This window comes from Vibrio navarrensis (assembly GCF_015767675.1).
In the GTDB taxonomy this organism is placed as follows: Bacteria; Pseudomonadota; Gammaproteobacteria; order Enterobacterales; family Vibrionaceae; genus Vibrio.
On record NZ_CP065218.1, the window covers coordinates 404290 to 428759 of the forward strand.

At 44.7% G+C, this 24470-nt stretch carries 20 protein-coding genes; 8 read left to right on the top strand and 12 right to left on the bottom strand.

What is annotated here, in order from left to right; translation table 11 throughout:
* The first annotated feature begins 37 nt into the window (after positions 1 to 37).
* Positions 38 to 1177: a glycerate kinase gene (locus I3X05_RS18540; RefSeq protein WP_337971401.1), complete on the top strand. Its 1140-nt coding sequence runs from the start codon at positions 38 to 40 to the stop codon at positions 1175 to 1177.
* Positions 1178 to 1190: 13 nt separating this feature from the next.
* The gene (manA, locus tag I3X05_RS18545) at positions 1191 to 2384 is read left to right on the top strand and encodes a mannose-6-phosphate isomerase, class I (protein WP_337971402.1); all 1194 of its coding nucleotides are present in this window, start codon (positions 1191 to 1193) and stop codon (positions 2382 to 2384) included.
* A gap of 301 nt (positions 2385 to 2685) precedes the next feature.
* Here manA and I3X05_RS18550 read toward each other — a convergent pair whose 3' ends face one another.
* From I3X05_RS18550 to I3X05_RS18585, 8 genes are all read right to left on the bottom strand, one after another.
* Positions 2686 to 3066 (bottom strand): transcriptional regulator, encoded by a 381-nt coding sequence (locus I3X05_RS18550; RefSeq protein WP_337971403.1) that lies wholly within the window; start codon positions 3064 to 3066, stop codon positions 2686 to 2688.
* Between the two features lie 125 nt (positions 3067 to 3191).
* Positions 3192 to 3386, bottom strand: a complete 195-nt coding sequence (locus I3X05_RS18555) for a hypothetical protein (protein ID WP_337971404.1) — start codon at positions 3384 to 3386, stop codon at positions 3192 to 3194.
* 174 nt (positions 3387 to 3560) lie between these two features.
* A complete protein-coding gene (locus I3X05_RS18560) occupies positions 3561 to 4319 on the bottom strand; it encodes a hypothetical protein (protein ID WP_337971405.1) in 759 nt (252 codons plus the stop codon).
* A 122-nt stretch (positions 4320 to 4441) separates the two neighbouring features.
* Positions 4442 to 5845 carry a relaxase/mobilization nuclease domain-containing protein gene (locus tag I3X05_RS18565; RefSeq protein WP_337971406.1) on the bottom strand — a complete coding sequence of 468 codons (1404 nt, stop codon included), beginning with the start codon at positions 5843 to 5845 and terminating at the stop codon, positions 4442 to 4444.
* Positions 5835 to 6380 (bottom strand): chromosome partitioning protein ParA, encoded by a 546-nt coding sequence (locus I3X05_RS18570; protein WP_337971407.1) that lies wholly within the window; start codon positions 6378 to 6380, stop codon positions 5835 to 5837. The genes I3X05_RS18565 and I3X05_RS18570 overlap by 11 nt, the downstream gene beginning before the upstream one ends.
* Positions 6381 to 7399: 1019 nt before the next feature.
* The gene (locus I3X05_RS18575) at positions 7400 to 9196 is read right to left on the bottom strand and encodes a recombinase family protein (RefSeq protein WP_321284703.1); all 1797 of its coding nucleotides are present in this window, start codon (positions 9194 to 9196) and stop codon (positions 7400 to 7402) included.
* A 176-nt stretch (positions 9197 to 9372) separates the two neighbouring features.
* On the bottom strand, positions 9373 to 10572 hold the full coding sequence (locus I3X05_RS18580) for an acetate/propionate family kinase (RefSeq protein WP_337971408.1): 1200 nt from the start codon (positions 10570 to 10572) through the stop codon (positions 9373 to 9375).
* A gap of 377 nt (positions 10573 to 10949) precedes the next feature.
* Positions 10950 to 12875, bottom strand: a complete 1926-nt coding sequence (locus tag I3X05_RS18585; RefSeq protein WP_045570407.1) for a DEAD/DEAH box helicase — start codon at positions 12873 to 12875, stop codon at positions 10950 to 10952.
* A gap of 381 nt (positions 12876 to 13256) precedes the next feature.
* On the opposite strand from I3X05_RS18585, the gene rnb reads away from it, so the two are divergent.
* The gene (gene rnb, locus I3X05_RS18590) at positions 13257 to 15254 is read left to right on the top strand and encodes an exoribonuclease II (protein ID WP_045570408.1); all 1998 of its coding nucleotides are present in this window, start codon (positions 13257 to 13259) and stop codon (positions 15252 to 15254) included.
* Positions 15255 to 15392: 138 nt separating this feature from the next.
* Positions 15393 to 16199, top strand: coding sequence for a helix-turn-helix transcriptional regulator (locus I3X05_RS18595; RefSeq protein ID WP_045570409.1), 807 nt, complete (start codon positions 15393 to 15395; stop codon positions 16197 to 16199).
* Between the two features lie 23 nt (positions 16200 to 16222).
* On the opposite strand, the gene I3X05_RS18600 is transcribed toward I3X05_RS18595, so the two are convergent.
* The gene (locus tag I3X05_RS18600; RefSeq protein ID WP_045570410.1) at positions 16223 to 16573 is read right to left on the bottom strand and encodes a DUF3024 domain-containing protein; all 351 of its coding nucleotides are present in this window, start codon (positions 16571 to 16573) and stop codon (positions 16223 to 16225) included.
* A 171-nt stretch (positions 16574 to 16744) separates the two neighbouring features.
* On the opposite strand from I3X05_RS18600, the gene I3X05_RS18605 reads away from it, so the two are divergent.
* Positions 16745 to 17569, top strand: a complete 825-nt coding sequence (locus I3X05_RS18605) for a phosphate ABC transporter substrate-binding protein (RefSeq protein WP_045570411.1) — start codon at positions 16745 to 16747, stop codon at positions 17567 to 17569.
* A 68-nt stretch (positions 17570 to 17637) separates the two neighbouring features.
* Here the strand turns inward: I3X05_RS18605 and aroG are convergent, their stop codons facing one another.
* Positions 17638 to 18690 (bottom strand): 3-deoxy-7-phosphoheptulonate synthase AroG, encoded by a 1053-nt coding sequence (aroG, locus tag I3X05_RS18610; RefSeq protein WP_045570412.1) that lies wholly within the window; start codon positions 18688 to 18690, stop codon positions 17638 to 17640.
* Between the two features lie 422 nt (positions 18691 to 19112).
* Between aroG and I3X05_RS18615 the strand changes: the two genes are divergently transcribed.
* Both I3X05_RS18615 and I3X05_RS18620 read left to right on the top strand, forming a co-directional pair.
* Positions 19113 to 20198, top strand: coding sequence for an OmpA family protein (locus tag I3X05_RS18615; protein WP_045570413.1), 1086 nt, complete (start codon positions 19113 to 19115; stop codon positions 20196 to 20198).
* Positions 20199 to 20453: 255 nt separating this feature from the next.
* On the top strand, positions 20454 to 22154 hold the full coding sequence (locus I3X05_RS18620; protein WP_045570414.1) for a phospho-sugar mutase: 1701 nt from the start codon (positions 20454 to 20456) through the stop codon (positions 22152 to 22154).
* A 35-nt stretch (positions 22155 to 22189) separates the two neighbouring features.
* On the opposite strand, the gene I3X05_RS18625 is transcribed toward I3X05_RS18620, so the two are convergent.
* Both I3X05_RS18625 and I3X05_RS18630 read right to left on the bottom strand, forming a co-directional pair.
* On the bottom strand, positions 22190 to 22627 hold the full coding sequence (locus I3X05_RS18625; RefSeq protein WP_413470574.1) for a GNAT family N-acetyltransferase: 438 nt from the start codon (positions 22625 to 22627) through the stop codon (positions 22190 to 22192).
* A gap of 73 nt (positions 22628 to 22700) precedes the next feature.
* The gene (locus I3X05_RS18630; protein WP_045570416.1) at positions 22701 to 23333 is read right to left on the bottom strand and encodes a LysE family translocator; all 633 of its coding nucleotides are present in this window, start codon (positions 23331 to 23333) and stop codon (positions 22701 to 22703) included.
* Between the two features lie 234 nt (positions 23334 to 23567).
* Here I3X05_RS18630 and I3X05_RS18635 point away from each other — a divergent pair, with 234 nt between their 5' ends.
* Positions 23568 to 24413, top strand: a complete 846-nt coding sequence (locus I3X05_RS18635; protein WP_045570417.1) for an AraC family transcriptional regulator — start codon at positions 23568 to 23570, stop codon at positions 24411 to 24413.
* Positions 24414 to 24470: the final 57 nt, after the last annotated feature.

Consider the following 24470-nt stretch of genomic DNA (forward strand, 5'->3'; position numbering starts at 1 on the left):
CCATAGCTCCGCGACATGCGGAGCTTAAGGAATCTTCATGAAAATTGTAATCGCCCCAGATTCTTTTAAAGAATCACTCAGCGCTAAGATGGTTTGCTCTGCAATTGAACTGGGTTTTCGCGACTCATTTCCAAATGCCGAATACGTGCATCTTCCTCTCGCGGATGGCGGTGAAGGAACTGTGGATGTGCTACTGGAAAGCTTAGGTGGCTCATTGCAGAAAACGCAAGTTGAAGGACCAACGGGTGAATGGATCAACGCACACTGGGCTTTGTTAGATGACGGCAACACCGCACTCATAGAAGTTGCTGCGGCCTCAGGGTTAGACTTACTCACGAAAGAAAAACGCGCCCCTCTTTTTACATCTACCTACGGTACGGGTCAGTTAATTAAAATCGCTCTGGACCATGGTGTGAGTAAAATTCTCATTGGTTTGGGGGGAAGCGCTACCAATGACGGAGGCGCAGGTATCATTCAAGCACTTGGAGGCCACCTATATGACTCTCAAGGTAATGAATTGATTAGAGGGGGAGGAGATTTATCTCGGCTTAGCAAAGTCGATCTAAAAGGTCTCGACTCTCGTTGTCAAAATATTGAGATGATAGTGGCCTGCGATGTCACGAACCCGTTGTGTGGTCCACGCGGAGCGAGTCATGTGTTCGGCCCTCAAAAAGGTGCTTCGGTGGCTGATATAGACAAGCTAGATACGGGTCTCATGACTTTTTCCTCTTTCGTTTCACCTAACAAGCAATTCGACCCACTATTCACTCCCGGATATGGGGCTGCTGGAGGGACGCCACTAGGTTTATCGTTAGCTTTCGACGTTCAATTAAAGCCTGGTATTGATATGGTTTTGGAAGCTATAGATGCCAGGAGCATCATCAAAAGTGCGGACCTCGTTATAACCGGTGAAGGGCAAATGGACAACCAAACTATACAAGGTAAAGCACCTTGGGGGGTTGCAAGGTATGCCAAAGAAAAAGATGTCCCTGTGATCGCGATAGCAGGCTCTTTGGGGACAGATATTCACAAGCTTTACTCACATATTGATAGCGTATTTGGTTCAGTGCGCAGCCCTCAGTGTCTCTCACAAGTCCTGGTAGAAGCCGAAGAAAATTTGATAAGAACAGCAAGAAATATTGCTGCAACTCTCAAACTGGGTAAGACGTTAATCTAAAGAGGATTGCACTATGAAAAATTTATTTTTTAAGCTTGAGAATACCATTCAAAACTATTCTTGGGGCAGTCGTGATGCGATTAAAGAACTTTTTGGTATAGAAAACCCTGACAACTCACCCCAAGCTGAAATTTGGATGGGCGCACACCCAAACGGATGTTCGCGCAAAGCCGAAACCCATGAATTGCTATCCGATGTAATAAACCAAAACAAAGTTCAATCGTTGGGAAACTATACAAAGGAAAGATTTGGCGAGCTGCCTTTCTTGTTTAAAGTGTTGGCCGCAGAAATGCCACTCTCGATCCAGGTTCACCCAAGCAAAAGCAAAGCTGAAATGGGTTTCGCTCGTGAAAATGAACAAGGTATTCCGCTTAACGCGGCAAACCGTAATTACAAAGATCCAAACCATAAGCCAGAGCTAGTTTATGCGCTGACCTTTTACAAAGCGATGAATGGTTTCAGGCCAATAGAACAAATTTTAACTTTGTTTGAGCACGCGAATATTACAACGCTTAGAGCAGAAATCAGTGCATTAAGAGCGTCTCCAAACAGTGACGGTCTCAAAGGCTTTTTTTCTGCAATTATGTCTCTGGAAGGTGAACGCAAGCAACAAGCACTGGAAGAGCTTTACACGAGTCTTGAGCGCCCAGCAAAAACAGCGATGGCTCGTGAGGCTTATGGTTATATTAAAGATTTTCGTCAGTACTATGCCGATGATATCGGTTTGTTTTCACCATTGATGCTAAACACTATTGAGCTTGAACCAGGTGAAGCTATGTTTTTGCATGCGGAAACACCACACGCCTATGTTCAAGGCACTGGCTTAGAGATTATGGCGAACTCAGATAACGTGCTACGCGCAGGCTTAACCACAAAGTACATAGATGTGCCAGAGCTGATTGAAAATACGACGTTTATACCCATTGATCCAGCACATATAAAACTTGATCCCATCCATAAAAACGGGAAATTAAGCTACCCAATTCCTGTTGACGATTTTGGATTTGAAGTTGTGCCTGTCGCAAATCAAAACATCATACAATTCGTTCGCAGTCCAGAGATTCTATTTTGTATTGAAGGAAAAGTGACCATTTCCAACCAGCAGGATCAAATAAATCTAAAAGCAGGAGAATCCCTCTTTGTTAGCAGTCATTCCGTTAAGTATTTATGCGAAGGGAACGGCACATTAGCTCGTGCATTTAACTAATTAAAAGCAAGAGCGAAACGCAAAGACTAACCAACTAACATTATCTTCATTTTTCGTGACTGTTAATTTGAAGAAAAAACAGTGCTTGTTATCAAATATAAACACGTTACATATGGCCGACGCTACTCCCTCCTTGGGCCATTCCCACCAATGCTCACGTTCATTGGTGGGTAATTTTTCTTCATAATAAATATTCCTGAATGTAAATCTCCTCGTTAGGGCAATAGGCGACGAATGTTTTCCAGATAATTAAGCACTGACTGCTTTATCAGCAAAAAGCGTTAACTACTTGATGTTAAAATTAAAGGGGTTGTAGAAGCTGGGCTTCCAGTTCTTTGCCCACGAGGATCTCAAAAGAGGTATAAATTGCAGTAATACTCTCCTCGTTTCCACATCTGTCAATACGAACAAAACCTTTAGATGTAAGTTTCTCAATAGAAACCTCAAGCTCTTCGACACTACGATCTGTTATCTCTGCTAGCTTCCCTACACTATTTACTCTCTCACGAGAAATCATATACAAGAGCTTAATATTATCGTTAGTTAAAACCTGTGCCAGCTCCGTTAATGATGCAAACCAAAAATGAGGAATATCTTCGACATTGTTTAATTTACCAGCTGCAAAATCCAACATATACTTACGAACCAGTTCTTCATCGGCGATTCCAATTCTAGCTTTCATAGTCTATCCATGTTAATAAAAATATAATGATTTTGTTTAAATCAAAGGAAAACTGGTGATAATAATGGAAAATTACAGCATATTTCTTATGCCTCAATATGAAATTTCTTTAAACCACGCTCTTATTATTCACTACTTTGATGAAGCGCAATAATCTTAAGAGCATCAGCAGTAATATTAATTGCTTTAGTGCCTGATGGTATATCCATCTTGTCTTGATATTGCACCCAAACCTCTCCGTCTTTAGATATGCGGATCATTGCGAATGTATCGTTAAGAAAGGACTTATTGACGCCAAGTTGTTTATGTATGTCATCCATATGGAATCTTCCTATACTACTCTATAACATATCCAAATGATATTAACCCTTTATTTATAGTTAAACAAGAATGTTTAGTTAACCACTTGGTTTTTAAGTATAGTAAAAAGGCTATATAATAAAAACCAGCTCTTTGAGCTGGTAGTTGTCAAAGTTATCTTTGAACCATAGTTATTAAAAGAAGCACTCTATCGACTTTCTTTGACTATTCATTTTTTTAGGCTTATCGCCTTGATCAAAGCAATCTATTTTATCCTTATGCTTTAAAAATCGTGTAGCATTAAGCTTGCTTGAAATTTTAACACTCGATAAATAATTAATATTTTTTATTCGTTCTACCAGTGCTCTATCAGAAAACAACATATTATGAAAAAGTACGTCAGGCATAACATAAGCATCTAACACTTGTTTAATTCTATACATTGCCTGATACAAATCCTGTGCTTCAACAACAGTTAACAAACCTTCTAAAGCCAGTTTTGTAACAATGTCTGCGACCTCATGTACAGGCATTGAAACCTTTGCCGCTTGTTTCTTAATACCTGCTCTATCAATATCGAAGTACCCTCGACATTCATTTATTTTTGCTTCATAATATAATCTATAATAAGATTTGTGCTTAGCTATAAACTTGTCGTAAGCCCCTTTAGTAACATTATACTTGCCTGACTTTACACATTCAGTTACATCGTTTTCTAGAAACTCTTCAAATGTATATTTTGGAATGTCATCAATACGTTTTTTGGCAACAATGACTACCTTATTCTTAGGACAGCCATTTCTTACTTCTTCATCACATCTTTTAATATTTAGTCGAAGATAAAGAGTCATTCCTTTCCTATGTCGATACGGAGTGTAGTTCTTACCATCATCAAGTATATTATTTCTTTTCTTATCAATCGCGACATTCATTGCATCTGCATAATTAGCCATAACTTAAACCTTAAAATTTATTCTTATCTTTTAATACAAGATACCAGTTAACTTTATATAAGTAAACAAACTGGAATTTACAAAGAATATAATTACATTTAATGACAGCTATAAATATTAGGCTACTTATTTATACCTTTGTGATCCTGGCTAATGATACTTTCTAATAGTTTGTTCACCGAACTTCGTTGTGATTTATCATTCTTGTGTAAGATCTCAACATGCGCAGTAGCAATAAAAGTCTTATAGTCACTCTCAGAAATTTGTTTTGTGCTTAGATTTTCAAATACATTTTCCATTGCTTTTCGCTTAGTGATGCAGCTAAATGCTTTATCAAGAGTATCCAAAAATAGCGCCTCAATAACTGTTTCAAAACCCATTTCGACATCTTTAAGCATAGAAATCATCTCAACGACATACACGACATCAGAAGCGCCTTTTAATCTTTTACGTGCTCTCAGATTCCATTTCATGTCATCTATGAATTGTTCCACTTCCTTGCGATATCTAACATTCACAGAAAGCATCACAAGATAAGTCCTCATATCTTGATCTTGCTTACTTTCATAAACTCTAAGCGCATTATCTGATTGTTCTTGAGCGTGCGCAGCCGCTCTTTCTAGTTCTTCTTCATAGTTACTCAGGTCCTTACAGGCGTCATGTAGAATACCGTTTCCAATAAGCTTTCCGAGTGTATATTTTCGATTTCCACCTAACTGGGAGGCAGACATTCGAACTCCGTCGAGATTAAATACGATACCCACCGCAATCCCCTTCTTTGTTTGTAGCTCAACTTTGAGGCTTGAATGTGTTGACTCAACAGCAGTGACAAACTCTGCAAGATTAGAGCGTGGCTTTAACTTATTGATACCAGTTTTTACCAGCCGAGCTATTTGAGCCTTTTTGTTAAATGTTTTAGCGTCATTAATATCAGCATAGGAATCGTAACCAATCTTATTACTACTTACTAATTGTCGCAGACCAAACTCTATCTCTAGCTCCCTCATTACTTCTTGTGCTCGTATCTTGCTATAAGAGTCTTTGATGCGTTTTCTTGTTACTATATCGATAGTAGATGTGACTACATGTATATGTTGTTCATCGGTATCATTATGTTTAAAAGCAATATATCGGCAATTTGCGTAACCCAAATGGTTCATCAACTTTTTAGCTGTTTTGCACCATTGGAAATTAGTTAAACTCTCATTAGTATCTAAGCTTACAATCATGTGCTTAAATTGCTGTTTGGCGGTTGGATTAAGCCTTATAGACTCCTGCATCTCCCTTATCGCAAGTGTCATATCTAACATCTCCCCTGGTGAGTTTTTAGCATTTACAGGGATATGTATAATATTATTTGCATAAATAAGTTCTGTTACTGCATCAGCGCTTTTAGTGATTCCTGCACCATAATTTACTAAATATTTAGCCACTCGTTCATCGTCACCAGCCACATACTTTATGAGAGCGTCTGCGGTCTGCTCAGTGTGCTCACCGCCTTTTTGTGCAGGTTCCTTATAGATCATGACTTGACCCTCTGAATTCTTTCAGTGCCTGAACAAGCTTGTCTTCACTTAAATGCTGTTTTGCTATTTCATAAGCCGCTTCTTGAGTCAAGCTATTCACTAGCAAGTGACGAGTTGCCTGAAACTCTCTTAATAGTCCCGCTAATATTACAAGAGTACTTTCTATTTCATCTCTTGTGAGAGCTTTACTATTCTCAATATCGGTGGCAATTGTTTTAATTTGATCACTGAGTTCTGAAGTTTCTGTAAAGAACTCTTTAGATGCCTCTAGAATGATGGGTTTGACTTGTATAGCATTATTGATGACGTCACGAGTAAATGCTGAAAGCTTTGAATAACCAGCCATACATTGCTTTTTAACTAGTTCTTGATATTCTTTTTCAGTGAGATTTGTCTTTACTGATTTAATCTGCAAATCAGCAGGTTCTTTACGAGATTTGTATTTTTCTTTTTTTACTGTCTTAATGGCAGTTTCAATAGTTCTAAAATCTCTTGCACCTACATTTCTTAAAATGTCTAACATATCGTTGTTCATAATCATTACCTTTTATTGTATCTATACTCACCTCTCAAATAATTAGATATAGCTATTAAGATCTAAGACTAACAGCATATGATAAACCAGCGCTAACACCGAAGGGGGTTAGTGCAACCAACCAGAATGGGCGGAGTATTTGTCGGAGTTTTTATTTGGGACAAATAAACGCGCAGACACAGCTTGCTTCAAGTTGTATTTTTATCATATTAACAATATATTAAAAATATTCAATATAAATTTAAATCAAGCGTCTGTTTTTTAATTTTAATCATGAGTTTATATCTCTAATTTTAGAGCTAACCAAAAAATAACTTTACAATCATCGACTTAACAGTTATTTTATTAAAATTAATTACATGACTTCTTAACTATTAAGTGCCATGGCATGTGATAATACTTACCCTTTAAGTAAAAAGATAATATTAAATACTTATCGAATAATAATTTAAAACATCTTTCATTAAATAATAATTACAATAGTTACTCCTTTGAAATCATTCCATTTATTACAATTGAATTAGTCAATAATTAACATAGCCTGAGTCGTCATAAAAGAACGGAAAGAAACACTTTTTACGTTAAATATAATTGGGAAAGTGATATTATCAGAGAAGTAATTTGTGATACAAACTTAAAGTAACGCTATACTGAACAGGAGAAAAGTAAAATCGAACATATGCACGATTCCAGTTGTAACAATCGATTATTTCAGCTACCCAATCGGTTTCCATAGCTCTCATTGAATAGAACAGAATTAACTATTAATAAATCATGTTTTACCCAATGACCAATCATTTATTGTCCTGAGCAGAAATCTAAGAAAGAGGTTTAGCAAAGTTCCTACTCTATTACCCCGAGCTTCGTAAGAGGATATATCACGGCACTGAACAAGCTACGAAAACATACTGCTCAAAGGCAAAATTGCCTACTCAATGATCTCGGGTATATAATTGGTTTTTTTCGCGTTTTTCCAAACGAAACAAAAGCACCGCTTTGCGGTGCTCTGTTGGTGGAAGTTACTCAAATAACCTTGCGTCATCTGCGATTGCTTGCCATTTTTCGGGGTTTTGTAGTACAGCTTGTCTTACTGCAAAAAGATATTTTATCCTTTCTAGTGCGTCGCCCAAATCATCAGGTACGGGTACAGTATCAATAGCTGCTAGTTTACCTAAATTACCATGCACGCGTGACATGTTGATTAGTCGTATTGGGGCAGCTTCGTTTACATCTTTCTGCGCGGTAAAAATATCACTAATAGCTTTGTTATTTTTGTCGTCATTAAAGAATACTGGCACTTCACCCACAGCTTCACTTTTAAACACTATACGCAGTGGTTTACCAAGCTTTGAATCCGATGCTATCACATACTTGACGAATGAGCGCACAAAGCCGTTGTAGCGCTCTCTGTCCTCGTTTCGCTCTAATTGTAGCTGCTCAAGCGTGTTTACATCATAGTCGCTTGTTTGCGTTGATAGCTTTTCAAATCGTGCTTTTGCTTTATCTTGCTCTGTATAGATAGCTTTTAGCTTGTTTACATAAACGGATATAATACGAGGATCTGACTCTTCAAGCATTTGTGTCTTAATATCGTCAGCGCTTGCTTCTAGCTCTGCAACCTGCGCTTCTAGCGTGTTTAGCTCTTTCTGTAAGCTAGCAAAGCTATTGTTGTTAATCTTTGCGTAATCTAAACCAGCCAGCGCTTTAATTAATCGCGGCTCGATTTCTTCATAGTTAAGTGCGCGTTGGTCGCAGCCTTGCTTGTCAATCTGCTTGCGACATCTTACTTTGATGCGCCCGCGATTAGGCTTAAAGTAAGACATGCAAGAACCACAGGTTGGGCAATAAAGCATGTAGCTAAATAGATTTGAAAACGCGCCCGTTTGTCGCCCTCCAGATCTCTTAAAAGATGCTTTAAGCCTGATCCACTCTTCTTCTGTAATCAATGCTGGGTAATAGCCTTTTATTACATCTCCAACAGGTTCTTTGCGCACCCCCTTTTCGCCGTGCACATGCTCGACTGGTTGAAAGTCGCCGACAAGCTGTATCATCTTTAGATACTTCTCAACAATCTTTGTGTACCAAGTATTGCTGCGGTTCCAGCAAGGACATCCTTGCTCATTAAGATAAACTGTAATGCGATGAGCACCCCAGCCTTGCAGCTTTAAATCTACCATCTTGCGCACAATTCGCGCACGCTCAGGTATCAACACAAAGTGCGTTTTATCTTTGCTTAATTCAATCCAGCTAGGACTCATTGATGTGCGTCTCTCACCGCCCTCTTTTTCTAATAGTCGCTTGTGTGTGAATCTGGCACGTATGCGTTTTGATTTCTGTTCACTCTCTAAGTGCGCTAAATGTATTGCTGTAGTGATAAGCAGGTCTTGACCTAAGTCACTACTTTTGTCGTGATAAATGATCAGGTTGAAACGGCAAATGGCAACATCAATGCCGTACTTTTTGAAACGTGCAAACAGAGCGCGGGCATCATCAACGGGCAAGCGACTTATACGGTCAATTGCTTCTACAATTAGCAACGTACCTTTTTCTACCTGTCCGTTTTCCGCTGCTTTTAAGAATGCGCCAAGCCCCGCGTTTTCATCTGTATTTAATCCAAAGTACGCACTTAACCCCCTGTCGTAGATGGGGCTATCTGCAAGTGTATACACTGGTAAACCATCACGGCTGTTTGAAATGTTTACATCTTCAATAAACTTGCTAGCTATTTCGATTTGTCGCCGTAGGCCATCTCCTTTTACTTGTGTGCCCTTTGAAACTCTAGAATAAATATGTGCAATGCGTGGTTTTTCGTCCATTCCAATCAGCCTGTAATGCTATAACCTATAATTTTTTGTTAGGATTGATTATTGCACATTAATCAAATGGATCAACAAAAAGAGGGTTTTATACAGGAAAGTGCATTAAGTTACTGAATTTATTGAATAAAAAAGCCACCATATTTGGTGGCTTGTTGTTTAAATTAACTGCTATACTATTGATTTAGAAGCTTAACGGATTGCGATGCTATCACCCACTCTTCATTGGTTGGCACCACCAACGCTACTGCGTTGAGTAGTTCTGATTTGGCAATCACGCCAGCCTTGCCAAAACGAGCCTCTTCGTTGCCTTTTTCATCTTCGACAAAACCAAGCAGTTTGAGGTTTTGCAGAATCTCGCGGCGGATCGGCAGTGAGTTTTCACCAATGCCACCAGTGAAAATAATGCCATCAAAAGAATCAAGCGCAGCCAGATAAGAGGCAATATACTTCGCGACGCGGTAGGTAAACACTTGGAATGCCAATGTGGCCCCTTCGTGGCCCTGCTCCATCGCCTCTAAAATGCCACGAGCGTCGCTGGTTAGGCCGGACACACCCAAGAAGCCAGACGCTTTGTTGAGTGAGTTAAACACTTTCTCTTGCGACCAGCCTTTCTTCAGCAGGTATTCGATTATCCCAGGGTCCAAATCGCCGCAGCGTGTGCCCATCATCAGGCCAGACAATGGGGTAAAGCCCATTGAGGTATCCACCGATTTTCCGTTGTTAATCGCGCAAACAGAAGCACCATTGCCAAGGTGCACAGAAATGAAACTCGACGCTTCGACCGGCTTATTGAGCATCTTGGCCGCTTCACGGCTAACGAAATAGTGGCTGGTGCCGTGGAAGCCGTAACGACGGATCCCAAAGTCAGTGTACAGCTCGCTCGCAATCGCGCCAGTGAAAGCACGTTTAGGCATAGTTTGGTGGAACGCGGTATCAAACACCGCAAATTGCGGCAACGCTGGGAAGGCTTCCATCGCGGCACGAATACCAATCGCACCCGCCGGATTGTGCAACGGCGCAAGATCGGCCAATTTTTCGATCTCAGCCGTGACTTCTTCGTTGATCCGCACTGTCTTAGTGAACTTCTCACCGCCATGGACGATACGGTGGCCGACGGCGACGATATCTTGCGTAAGGCCTAATTCTTCAGTCAAACCAACCAACTTGCCAATAGCAAGTTTATGGTGGTTTCCTTCCCCTTCAATGGCAATTTCCGTTTTCTCGCCAGCGTATTTCCAGCTCATGCGAGCGTCTGCCAAGCCAAAGCACTCACCCAATCCACTCAACACCGCATTACCGCAGACCGAGTCGATAACGGCAAATTTGAGAGAAGAACTACCTGAGTTGATCACTAGTACGAACGAATTAGACATGGAGTATGTTTCCTGTTGTGGAGCGGGAGCTGGGTACAACGCATTTGCGCGGTTCTCTTAATCTACAGGTCATTATTCAATAATTTTTTAATCTTTCAACTATCTTTTAGTTAAAACGGCTTAAACGCTGATTTTTTGTTGATCTTGAACAGGTTTTGATTTTATTAGAGGCGTAAAAAATATAAAGGGCGGAATCAGAAATGCATAACATCGCAGCAAGAAATGAATTGATTGATAGAAAAGGCAGAGAGATGAATGGCCACTTTATGCTTAAGCATTTCGGGGCGGTGCTGCAACTTGCCGACAAAGAGGCCGACTACAGACGAAAAAACGCACAGACGAAAAAAAACCGGGTCGAAACCCGGTTTTCTACAATCTTATGCTTCTTCGCGACGACTACTGCTGTTACTGTTGCTGCGGCTATGGCCACGTTCACCACGATAGTTACCACGATGATCACCACCACGGTTACGGTCAAAGCGACGCTCACCTTCACGGCTAGCACGGAAACCGCCTTCACGACGAGCACCGCCTTCGCGACCGCCTTCGCGCTGACCACGGTAGCCACCTTCACGGCGTGCACCACCTTCACGACGAGCGCGTGGCTCACCGAAATCTTCGAAATCACACACTACCGCGCCGACTTCTTTCTGGCGGATGCGCAGCTTACGAAGTTTGCTGGCTGCTTGTGTGCTCATCGCTTTTGGCAGCTGAACAAAGGTATGCTCTTGCGCTAGTTTGATCGCGCCAATAGAACCTTTACCTAGGCCAAGTTCGTTTGCGATTGCGCCAACGATGTCTTTAACCTGAACGCCTTGATCACGACCAACTTGCAACTGGTAAGTATCCCAATCTTGGTTGTTGAAGCTCTCACGACGGCCTTCACGACCGCCCTCACGACCTTCACGACCGCCCTCACGACCACCTTCGCGGCGATCTTTACGGCGTTGTTTTTCGCGTTCAACGGCTTCAACCATTGGGTCTTCGCCAACGTAAAACAGCGGGCGTTTACCTTGCTGACGTTTGAGCAGAATCGCAGCCAATACTGAAGAATCGATTTCTAGCGTTTCTTCTAGCTTTTCAACCAGTTCAGCAAACTTGTCTAGCGCTTTGTGCTCCGTTTCTGCTGCCAGTTCAGCGGCCAGCTTGTTCAGGCGAGCCGTTGCAACTTGATCGCGCAGTGGCAATTGGATCTCTTCCATCGAAGATTTCGTCACTCGCTCAATGGTGCGTAGCATGCGGATCTGGTTAGTACGAACCAACAGGATCGCTTTACCTTGACGTCCAGCACGACCAGTACGGCCGATACGGTGGATGTATGATTCCACATCGAACGGGATGTCGTAGTTAAATACGTGCGTAATACGAGGAACGTCAAGACCACGTGCCACAACGTCAGTTGCAACAAGGATGTCGATCACACCTTGTTTAATGTGATCAACAGTGCGCTCACGCAGAGACTGAGGAATGTCACCGTGTAGCGCCGCTGCTTTGAAGCCACGCGCGCTTAGCCAATCCGCCAGACGCTCGGTATCTTGACGAGTACGAACGAATACGATCGACGCATCGGTCTCTTCAGTTTCAAGCAGACGAGACATTGCTTCGTCTTTCTCTACGCCTTTTACGACCCAGAATTGCTGAGCAACTTTGTCAACCGTGTGGTTTTTACCCGCAACGTCAACCGTGACTGGCTCACGCAGGAAACGCTCAACAATGTTTTTCAGCATTGGAGGCATCGTTGCCGAGAAAAGGACACGCTGCGCACTGGATGGTGCGTGTTCCATGATTTCGGTCACGTCATCAACGAAACCCATATTTAGCATTTCGTCTGCTTCGTCAAGAACGAAAGTGTGAACTTCACTTAGGTCAAGACGCTCACGGTTAATCAGGTCTTGAACACGACCTGGTGTACCCACGATGACGTGAGCACCATTTTTCAGTGCGCGCATTTGATCAACGATAGAAGCACCACCGTAGATCTCGAGAACTTTCAGTCCCTTGATGTTTTGGCCGAGATTTTTCATCTCTGCAGCAACTTGGATAGCCAACTCACGAGTTGGTGCTAGCACGATAGCTTGTGGCTTACGTTGTGCTAGGTCCAGTTTGTTTAGCAGAGGAAGAGAAAACGCAGCGGTTTTACCTGTACCTGTTTGTGCTTTGCCTAACGCATCTACGCCCTGAAGTAGATGTGGGATAGCGGCTGCTTGGATTGGTGTTGGAGAAACAAAGCCCATTCCTTCTAGAGCAGAAAGGATAGAATCATTCAGTTCTAAATCACTGAATTGAATAACAGAATCTTGCATGGGGATCCTACTGTATTTAATGTAAAAATGGGTCCCACAAGCTCTTCTCATTCGATACTGATTCATCCGGTTTTAGCTTCCTTTTGCAGGAAACAGCACAGTACAAAAACGCTACAAGCCATTGGGGACGACTTAAGGGACGCGGATTATTCCTTAAAAGCATAAAAAAAGCCAGAAAAAATTGAATTTCATCACAAATATTTCTTAGCAGTGGTAGAATCGGACCGCCTAATCCCTTCAGCCCAAGTAAATACAAGGGCTGAGCTCAATCATTTATTGGTCAAATTGTAGATGATGGACGGTGAAATAGCCTGTTTTTGGTAGTAATAAAGCCGTGCAATGATTATAGTGTGCCCAATTCAAAACATAAGCTAAGAAAAGATGTTTCAAGATAACCCACTACTCGCCCAACTTAAGCAGCAAATTCAAGAAAATCTGCCTAAGAAAGAGGGAACCATCAAGGCAACCGAAAAAGGTTTCGGTTTTCTCGAAGTCGACAGCAAAACCAGTTTCTTCATCCCACCGGCTTACATGAAAAAATGTATGCACGGTGACAAAGTGATTGCCATCATCCGCACGGAAAACGAACGTGAAGTTGCAGAACCTCAAGAGCTGGTGGAACAATCTCTCAATCGCTTTATTGGCCGCATCAAAATGTTCAAGGGCAAGCTCAACGTCGCTCCTGATCATCCGCAACTGAAAAAAATGTCACTGAAAGCCAAAGTGAAAAAAGGGCTGAAAAGTGATGACTTCGCCGAAGGCGATTGGGTCGTTGCACACCTTGTGCGTCACCCTCTGAAAGATGAAAACGGCTTCTTTGTTGAAATCTCAGAAAAAATCACTGATGCCAATGACAAAATCGCCCCGTGGTGGGTTACGTTGGCCGAAAATGATCTGCCTAATTCTGAGCCTGCGGGTATTGAACACTGGGAAATCAAAGACGATGCGGATCTGCAACGCATCGACATGACGCACGTGCCGTTTGTCACGATTGATGGCGAGTCGACCAAAGATATGGACGATGCCTTGTATGCGAAGAAAAACGCCGCAGGGGATTTTGAGCTAACCATCGCAATCGCTGACCCAACTGCGTACATTACGCCAGACGATGAGATGGACAAAGTCGCGCGCGAACGGGGTTTCACTATTTATCTGCCCGGACGCAACATTCCGATGTTGCCACGCGATCTGGCCGATGAATTGTGCTCGTTGATCGAAGGTGAAATTCGCCCTGCCCTTTGCTGCACGGTTACCGTGTCAAAAGATGGCGTGATCGGCGATGACATTCGTTTCTTTGCTGCCAATATTAAATCGCATGCTCGTCTGGCCTACGACAACGTCTCTAATTGGTTAGAAAGCGGCGTATCGGAAAAATGGCAACCAAGTGAAGCGATCGCAACCATCGTTCGTGACTTGTACGACTTCTCTCTGGCACGCGCACAGTGGCGTGAAAAACACGCGGTCGTCTTCCCAGACAGACCGGATTACCGTTTCGAACTCAGCGAAGATAACGATGTGATCGCGATTCATGCCGACTCTCGCCGCAGCGCCAACCGTTTGGTTGAAGAGTCGATGATCACCGCCAACATCTGTGCAGGTAAAACCTTGCAAGCGCACTTTGGTACGGGCGTATTCAACTGCCATTCTGGCTTCAAAGCAGAAAAACTGGCTGATGCGGTTGAACTGGTTAATCCAGACGGCACCTTACCTTTCACCAGCGAATCGTTAGCCACTTTGCAAGGCTTTGCTGCCCTGCGTCGCTGGTTATGTCAGCAAGAGAGCACTTACCTCGACAACCGTATTCGCAAGTTCCAAACCTACAGTGAAGTGAGCAACCAACCACTGCCTCACTACGCTATGGGGCTAGATATTTACGCAACTTGGACCTCTCCTATCCGTAAGTATGGCGATATGATCAACCACCGTATGCTTAAAGCACTGATCCTCAATAAAGAGCCCGTGCAAAAGCCCGATGAAACGGTGGGTGACGAGTTGGCTCTGCATCGTAAACATCACAAGATTGCTGAGCGTAATGTCGCGGACTGGCTCTACGCGCGCACCTTGGCCGACGAGCCGGCGAAAGAGACTCGCTTCCATGCGGAAATCTTTGACATCAACCGCGCGGGAATGCGTGTTCGTTTGATAGAGAATGGCGCGGCGGCCTTCATTCCAGGTGCACTGATTGTCGATAATAGAGAGCGCATTGAGTGCAATGGTGATGCGGGCACAATCTCCATCGATAAGGAGCTGGTTTACAAACTGGGTGATGTGTTGGAAGTGGTCCTTACCGAAGTCAACCAAGAAAACCGCAGTTTGGTCGCCAAACCAACCGCCGTGTTTGCCGAATTGCCAGTCGCTGAAGCGATACAAGGCGAATAAATGATAACAAGCGCTCAATTTGGGCGCTTTTTATTTTCCCTAATCCCAGTAAAATCATCTCGAAGAGCAAAAACGATTGAAGGGCACGAATCCAGCTGTCCATTCAGTGATTAACGACCAAACAGCGATTTCGATTTTATGCCAGCAATAGAACTTCTAACCTTTACTCACTTCGCGCCGCGTAAGCAAGAGCGCTACCCTACGGCGCAAAATGGTCTGTTTTGTGTCGAGAAAGGGAAATTGCAGCTTCATCCACAAGCTGGAGAAGCGTGTTTACTGGGGGAAGGCGAGTTTGCCTTTTATCATTCTGATCAATTTAAAGAAGCGTTGGCACAGCCCGGAGAGCAAGGCTTTTCCGCTGTAGTACTGATTTTCTCCCCAGCCCTGCTGCAAAAATTTCGCAATAGCTATCCACTCGCCAGCGCAACCACCAGCCAAAGTGAATCACTGACTAAGTTTGGCGCAACCGCCCCAGCTCTCCAACAGTTGAAACACCTGCTGATCGAGTCCATATCGCGCAAAAGCCCTCAACTGGCTCAGGAACATTTGGCGCTGGCACTCTTGAGTTTGATGGTTGAAGCTCAGCCTCAACTGCTGGGCTCTATCTTCGCGGCGACTCAGTTTAGTGAAACACAAAAGATCATTTGCTATATTGAAGAGAACATCGATCACGAGATCTCGTTAGAATCGCTGGCACAGCATATGGGCATGTCCATCGCAACATTAAAACGCCGTTTAGCTGCAGAAGAGATGTCTTTTTCACAACTGCTGAAAATCAAACGTATTAGTTATGCGACCAACCAACTGCGCAACAGCCACAAATCCATCACTGAGATTGCGATGGATTCAGGCTTTAAAAGCGCAGCCCATTTCAGCACCGCTTTTAAAGCGCTTCAGCATATGACACCCAAAGAGTTTCGCGCCAAGGTTTCTGGGAAATCGTGATTAAACAGAAGGTTTGAAAGGGGTTACCAAAAGCAGCCAGCCGGATCGTGTTCTATCTCATGGAGAATATCCTCAAGATGCGCACTTTGCGTTAAAGCCGAATACGGTTCCCAATAGTAATTTTCGCCATCAAATCGAGCGATAAAAAACAGCCAATATTGCTGCGCTTGATCAAAAAGAATTTTGGCTACAGGAGAGGTGTACTCACTGTGTCGGGAGTCCAGAAGATAGCTCGCTTTGTGCAGCTCAACCCCAGTTTCAAGAGGCACATACAGACATTTGCCAAGCTCCACTGGCACATTGGCGTTACGTTTGGTACACAACTCTTCAACTTCTTTATAGAGACGATTGGTGGCTATTTGCGTGACTGACATGGTTTTCTCCCGCGCCCAATACGAGTAATGAGTATACGCAAACTCTACGCTTATCTCACAAGAAAACCAGTCTGTGACCATGCTTTCACAGGATATGCCAGCCCTTTCACAAAAGTGTAACCTGAACGAAATATCATAAGCGGCTAAAATACGCTTATATTGGAGTACCTTATGATTCGCTTAGCGGTCTCTACCTTTTTGGCTTTTGCCCTATCCTTTCCATCCGCTTACGCCAAAGAGCTCAATATTTCAGGTTCAACCTCTGTCGCACGCGTGATGGATGTGTTGGCTGAAGAATTCAACAAAACTCATACTGAAACCTTTGTCGCCGTACAAGGCATCGGTTCCACTGCGGGCATCACCATGGTCAACAAAGGGGTGGTGAAACTGGGTATGAGCTCACGCTACCTTAGTGAAATGGAGAAAGGTGAAGATCTGAATGTCGATTTGATTGCTTATGACGGTTTGGCGCTGGTCGTCAATATCGCTAATCCGATTGATAACCTAACACAGCAACAAATCTTCGATATTTATCAAGGTAAGCTGACCAACTGGAAACAAGTGGGCGGTGAAGATAAACGAATTGCCGCAGTAACCCGTGAAGCCTCATCAGGTTCACGTTACAGCTTCGAGAGCCTTCTCGGCCTGACTAAAATCATCAAAGATCGTTTAGTCTCCGATATCAGCACCAGCAATCTTGTGGTGAACAGCAACAGCATGGTGAAAACCATCGTCAACCACAACCCACAAGCGATCGGTTTCGTCTCTTTAGGGTCGGTCGATCGCTCGGTAAAAGCCATTACCATCGACGGTATTGACGCGAATGCGAAAAACATCGCCTCCAATCGCTATCTTTTGTCACGGCCATTTTTGATTGTGTACAAAAGCGATAACTTGGATCAATCGGCGAAAGAATTTATCCGCTTTATCAAGTCCGAACGAGGCCAAGCGATTATTCAAGAGTACGGTTACATTCCGGCAAAAGAGCATGATTGACCGATAACCTAAGACTATAAAGGCCTGCGATTGCAGGCCTTCTTAATAGCACTTGGCGGGTTAATGACTTACTTCGCGCGGCGTGCGGACACGGCATCGGCCAACTGACGTAGAACGTTTTCGGTATCTTGCCAGCCGATACACGCATCGGTGATTGACTGACCGTAAGTCGGCGCTTTGCCATCCACCAGATCTTGACGTCCTTCGACCAGGTGCGACTCGATCATCACGCCGAAGATCGCATCTTCACCACTGGCAAGCTGCTCAGACACATCATCGGCCACCAGCATTTGGCGCTTAAACTGCTTCGAGCTGTTTGCGTGGCTGAAGTCAATCATCACTTTTTGTGGAAGACCAGCAGCGGCCAGTTCCTCTTTCACCGCAGCAACGTGTGATGCACTGTAGTTTGGCTCTTTTCCACCGCGTAAAATGATGTGGCAATCTGGGTTACCTGCCGTTTCAACAATCGCAGAATGGCCGTATTTGGTTACCGAAAGGAAATGGTGCGAAGCACTCGCCGAACGAATCGCATCACTGGCGATTTTGATATTGCCGTCGGTGCCATTTTTGAAACCAACCGGGCAAGAGAGACCTGACGCCAACTCGCGGTGCACCTGAGATTCTGTTGTACGCGCACCAATCGCGCCCCAGCTGATCAAATCAGCGACGTATTGCGGGGTGATCATGTCTAAGAATTCGCTGGCTGTAGGTAGCCCCATGTCCGTAAGATCCAACAACAACTTGCGCCCCATACGCAGGCCGTCGTTCAGCTTAAAGGTATCATCTAGGTATGGGTCGTTAATAAGGCCTTTCCAGCCAACCGTCGTACGTGGTTTTTCAAAATAGACACGCATCACGATTTCCAGTTTATCGCTCAGCTCATCACGCAGTGCTTTGAGTTTCTTACCGTACTCCACCGCGGCGACAGGATCGTGAATCGAACATGGGCCGACAATCACCAGCAGACGGTCATCATCGCCGTTCAAAATATTGTGAATCGCATTGCGAGATTCAAAAGTGGTCGAAGACGCGGTTTCAGTGGCCGGATACTTCTCTAGAACCGCCACAGGTGGTAACAGTTCTTTGACTCGATTTATTCTTACATCATCAGTTTGAAACATTGCGTACTTCTTCCTATTCACTCTTTTCTGGCTGCAATCGCAGAAGGAACGGATCCTCTGCACAGCCCGTTTTTTCTGGGTATGGGGTAACTTATCGGCTTAAAACGGAGACTGCAATCATTTTTTTTAGCAAAAGGCAAACTTTTCAATAATTTTACGCTTTACATTGATTGTAAATATTTAATTACACCCATTAGGAGTACGCTTCTGTGCAATGATCAAGTAAGACAAAACAGAGATTTCCATTCGTCCCATATATGAGACACATCACATAATTTCACATTCTCACATGGGGTTTGCAACATTTTGTCACTAGAATGAAGCGACTTGGCTCTCTTGCGTTGACAACGTTGTCATCACGTTTAATGACAAGTTAATCAAGTTCCCCATACCGTCTTAGCCTGAGAACAGAAGGAATAATTATGAAAAAATTAGCTATCACTATTTCCGCCGTGCTAGCTAGCAGTGGTTTTTTCTCAGCTACCGCTACAGCCGCCCTCTCTGATGTATACGTGGGTGGTAAACTTGGCTATGTTGCTCTTGAGGATGCCTGCTACGCATCCAGCCCTTGTGATTACAAATCCTTTGGTTTAGGGGCTTACTCTGGCTACAACTTTACCGACAACATCGCTGCCGAAGTGGGCATTGATATGTTGGGTAAATTTGAAACCACGTTTTCAGATTGGCGCTATGTCAAAGACCGTCTCTCGGCAATTTCTGTTGCGCCAAAGCTCAACTTGCCTGTCAATGAAAAGCTCGATGCCTTTGCTAAGCTAGGTGCGGCCTACATGCGCTTTGGTGATGAGAATGACATTGTCGCCACAGGCTCACTGGGTCTTGAATACCAATTGTCAGAAACGCTAAAAGCGCGCGCTGAATATCAACGCTTCCAAGATATGAGTGACGATATCGTGCAAGACATGGACACCAACGTGTTCAGTTTGGGTATCACTTACCTGTTTGGCCAATCAAGTGCAGCGACCGTTGCCACCAGCGAACCAGTGGTAGAGCCACGCCCTGTCGAACAAGAGCAACCTGCCGTTGTAGAACCCGTTGCTCAAACTCAGCCAGAGGAAGTGGTTCAGGAAGTGAAAGAAGAAGTGAAGCCTGAGCCAAAACCAGAATGGGTGACTAAATTCACTAATCAGAAGTACAACCAAGAGCTGTTTGCAACCGGAAGTTCAACACTTTCTGCTGGTGGCAAAAAATCGTTAGATCCTCTTTTGGAAGTATTACTTGCTTACCCAACCGCGAACGCGGAAATTGTCGGTCACACTGATTCAACCGGTTCAGAGACAGTGAACCAACGCATTTCGGAGAAACGCGCTCAAGCGGTGGCAGATTATCTCATCCAGGGTGGCGTGAAAGCAGAGCAACTGACCGTGGTCGGTGCGGGTGAATCAAGCCCTATTGCTTCAAACGACACGGCCGAAGGGCGCGCGCAAAACCGCCGTGTAGAAGTCATGATTCCAAGCTTTGAATATCAAGAGCTTAAAAAAACAAACTAAGGTGCACTGAGCCTTAACAGTCTAAGGGGAGCGAATCGCTCCCCTTGTTTTCTCTCTCTACCTTATTCCCTCCACATCCTTTTATGCAGATTGCTGATATCTCATTGATATCACTTTCGTAGCAGAAGCTTTGGCAGAAGTTGACTATCTTTACATCAACGCGTTTTTTGTTCACAACTAAACGATTGGCTTCAAAGAAATGATAGTTGTTATCATTTAGATTAATTCCAAGCAAGATGCATAAGGAACAAAACAATGAACAAAGAGATCACTGCCTGGCTAGCCCGAGATCCTGATCCAATCAGTAAAGCTGAGTTACAAACCCTTATTGATAACCACCGAGATGAAGAACTGGCCGATCGATTTCGCGGCCGACTCGAATTTGGCACCGCTGGCCTACGTGGCAAAGTTGGCGCAGGGCCAAATCGTATGAACCGTTTAGTCATTCAAGAAACGGCCGCCGGGCTTGGTCACTACCTGATGCAAACCATAGACAATGCGCAATCGCGTGGCGTCGTGATCGGCTATGATGGCCGCACCGATTCCAAACAATTTGCCCACGATACCGCAGCGGTGTTGAGTGCGCTGGGGTTTAGAGTCTACCTCACTTATAAAGTCGCCCCGACTCCTGTGGTCGCCTATGGGGTGAAACATTTCCACGCGGCGGCGGCCGTGGTCGTGACAGCGAGCCACAACCCACCCGAGTACAATGGCTTCAAGGTATATTGGGAAAACGGCGCGCAAATCATTCCCCCGCATGATGCAGGCATTGCCACGCAAATCGACCTTGCCTCGGCATGCCCAATTCCTTACCAAGCGTTAGAACAAGCCGAACACAATGGTTCATTGATATGGCTGACCGAAGAGTATTACCAAAGCTATCGTGAAACCATGAATAACCATCCGCTGCTGGAGAAAAGCGCGCCCAATAACCTTGTACTGGCTTACACCGCTATGCACGGCGTTGGCGCAGAAATGGCCGAAACGCTGCTTCGAGACGCAGGATTTACCGAAGTACACAGCGTTGCCGAGCAACGTGAACCAGACGGCACATTCCCGACGGTAAACTTCCCCAACCCAGAAGAGGCTGGAGCGATGGATCGGGTGATCGAATTAGCCACATCGGTCAATGCCGAGATTGCGTGCGCCAACGACCCAGACGCAGACCGTTTTGCCGTTGCCGCAAGACGAAGCGATGGTCGCTACCAGATGCTCAGTGGCGACCAAGTCGGCGCGTTGTTTGCGGACTATCTGCTTAGTCGCAGCGATGCGAGTAAACAGTTGGTTGGCAATACCATAGTGTCATCTCGCCTGTTGTCTGCCATCGCCAAACATCATGGCGCGAGCTACTACCAAACGCTAACTGGTTTCAAATGGCTGACTAACGTAGCAATGAATCTGCAAAGCGAAGACCAACAGTTTCTTTTTGCTTATGAAGAAGCGCTGGGATACACAATCGGCAACAAAGTTTGGGATAAAGACGGCTTATCTGCGCTCGTGGCATTTGCCCAGCTCACCGCCAGATTAAGCGCACAACACAGGACCATCTGGGATAAGTTGGAAAGCCTCTATCGTCAACATGGTTTCTATTGCAATGCGCAGCGCAGTATCGCCCTCTCACCCGATTCACCGCCGATTGGCGACAAACTTAGAGCACTACCGCCCAAAACGATTGGCGGGCAGAAGGTCGTCGTGACTGAAGATCTCAAAGCGTCTTTGCGTTTTGTCTCGGGTGGCATCACAGAGGCAATCAATCTGCCTGCCAGTGATGTACTTATCTATCATCTGGAAGATCAATCGCGAGTGATTGTGCGCCCTTCAGGCACGGAGCCAAAGCTGAAGTGCTATTACGAAGTGATTGGTGATTTCCCGGCTGAAATGGATTATTCCACCGCGCAGCGTCATACCGAAGAGAAAATGAACGCTCTTATCAACGCGCATCAAGCAAGCCTGTAACCTGATCGTTACACGCCAAGCAGAAGCTTGGCGTGTTAACCATTCCCGTATTCAGGTTGAATACGTTTTTGCAGAAAATACTTACTAATGCCTTCTGCTGGAAATCCGCGATATTCACCCACTTTTTCAAAACCCAGTTTGAGGTAAAAACCCAGAGCTTGAAAACTGAATGTGTCGAGATAAAGATCCGTTATCCCTTTGGGTTTGACTTCCGCTTCTAAACGTTGCATCAGCTGTGTGCCAAGACCGCCCTTGCGATGGTTTTCATCCAGCCAGAGAAATTCGACAAACACCGTGTTAGCAAATAAGTTGCCTGTCAAACCGCCGACCATTTTGCCCTCTTCATCGCGCACAAAGCAGCCAATTCGTGTTACTTCACCTGAAGGTAAATGCTGCAAGTTATAGGCACGAATGCCGCTACGAATCGTTTCAAAATCGTCCGGCTGGAGATCAAAAGTGAATTCCGTTGTCATCGTCATGGTGACGCGCTCCTCTGGCTAAGAAAAAGCCAGCAGTCGCTGGCTTTAGAAATGATGCTAAACCCTATCACGAGTTGAAATTGGATAACATCCAAAGAGATAAGAAAACAAACACCAGCCCCATGAGCTTGTGTTGATAGAGGCGAAAGGCATCGCTTTCTAGCAAGCGCTTACCCAGCGTTCCAGCTAATACCACCAAACCGAGATTGAACAGTAAACCCAGTAAATTGAGCAGCAACCCCAAAGCCAGCATCTGCTCGCCAGTACTGGCGCTGATGTTGGCCGACACGAACTGTGGCAAAAACATCACAAAGAAAACGAGCGCTTTCGGATTGAGTAAATTACTCATTAAAGCGCGCTGATAGTAAGTGGCCGCCATCGCTTTGCTATCGCGGTTTTTCGGTGCCTGCGCAGGGGTGCTCTTGAGGCAATCCCAACCCATTTTCAGTAAATAGGCACCACCGAGCAGATGCAGCGCTTTTAAGGCAAGTGGACTCATGGCAATTAAAGCCGACACGCCCATCGCCGCAAGCAGAGTAAGAATCATGCCAGAGGTCGCATTCCCCAAGCTGGCAAAAAGACCCACTCTTTTCCCGTAACTCATGCTTGAGCTGGCGATCAACAACATATCAGGGCCAGGCAGCAGTAGCAGAGCAATGACCGCCGTCAGGTAAACAGGCAATATAGCGAAATCGATCATTTGTTTAGTGAATCGTTGTCAACAAAGCGGCGGATTCTATCTTAAGCCATGCCAGCAAGCCATATTTACGGCTGATTATTTAATTTAAAGCCAACTATATGACTAATAAATATCCGATGGTCGGAGAATCAAACCAATTTGCTCACAGTGATATCATCCAGAGCAATTTTGTACAAAAATGGCGTTTCGAACTCGGGTAGACTGAATGAAGATGCTGTTGCGAATCACCACACGATGAAAAATGATAATAAAGAAATCGCCCATTTTCAGATTGCCGCCGAACTCGGAGGCTTAGAAATGCTCGATGCCAAGTACGAGAAACAGAATTTTTCTCGACACAGCCACGAAGGCTACACCATTGGTGTGATTGAGAAAGGCGCGCAACGATTTTTTCGCACCGGTGGAAACCACATCGCGCCGCAAGACAGCATTATTCTGGTCAATGCCGATGAAGTGCATAACGGCCATTCTGCTACCGAAGGGGGCTGGGAGTACAAAGCGATGTATCCGGTGCCGGAGCAGTTTGCCAGACTGAGTGACGAGCTCAATTCGCCCAACTTAGCGCAGCCTTACTTCCCGCAACCCGTTGTGTACGATCCTGAATTAGCGATGCAACTACGGCTGGTGTTTGACACTTTAGCCAATTCAGACAATCGGTTACTGCGTGAAACATTGGTGTACGGCACCTTGATCAAACTGGCTGCCAAACACAGCAGTGTACGCCAGCCGCTACGAACGCCTGCCTCTGCTCAGCGCCAGCTCTCGCTGGTTAAAGAGTTTCTTGATGATTTCCCACAAGCCGATGTCTCTTTGGAAGAACTGGCGAAACTTGGTGGCATCAGCCCGTTTCACTTGGTGCGGGAGTTTCAAAAAAACTACGGTTTTCCACCACACGCCTATCAGATCCAGCAGCGTTTGCGCCTCGCCAAGCGGTTATTAAGAGGCGGGCAGCGCATCTTGGACGTGGCGCAAGAGTGCGGTTTTCATGACCAAAGCCATTTCCACCGTCATTTTAAAAAAGCCATGGGCGTGACGCCGGGGCAGTATGTCAAGCATTTGGATCGCTTGGCAAATGGCTAGCCGTCGCATCTTCTCTCAGCAAAAAAATACAACACTTTGCCCATACGTCTCGCTAAA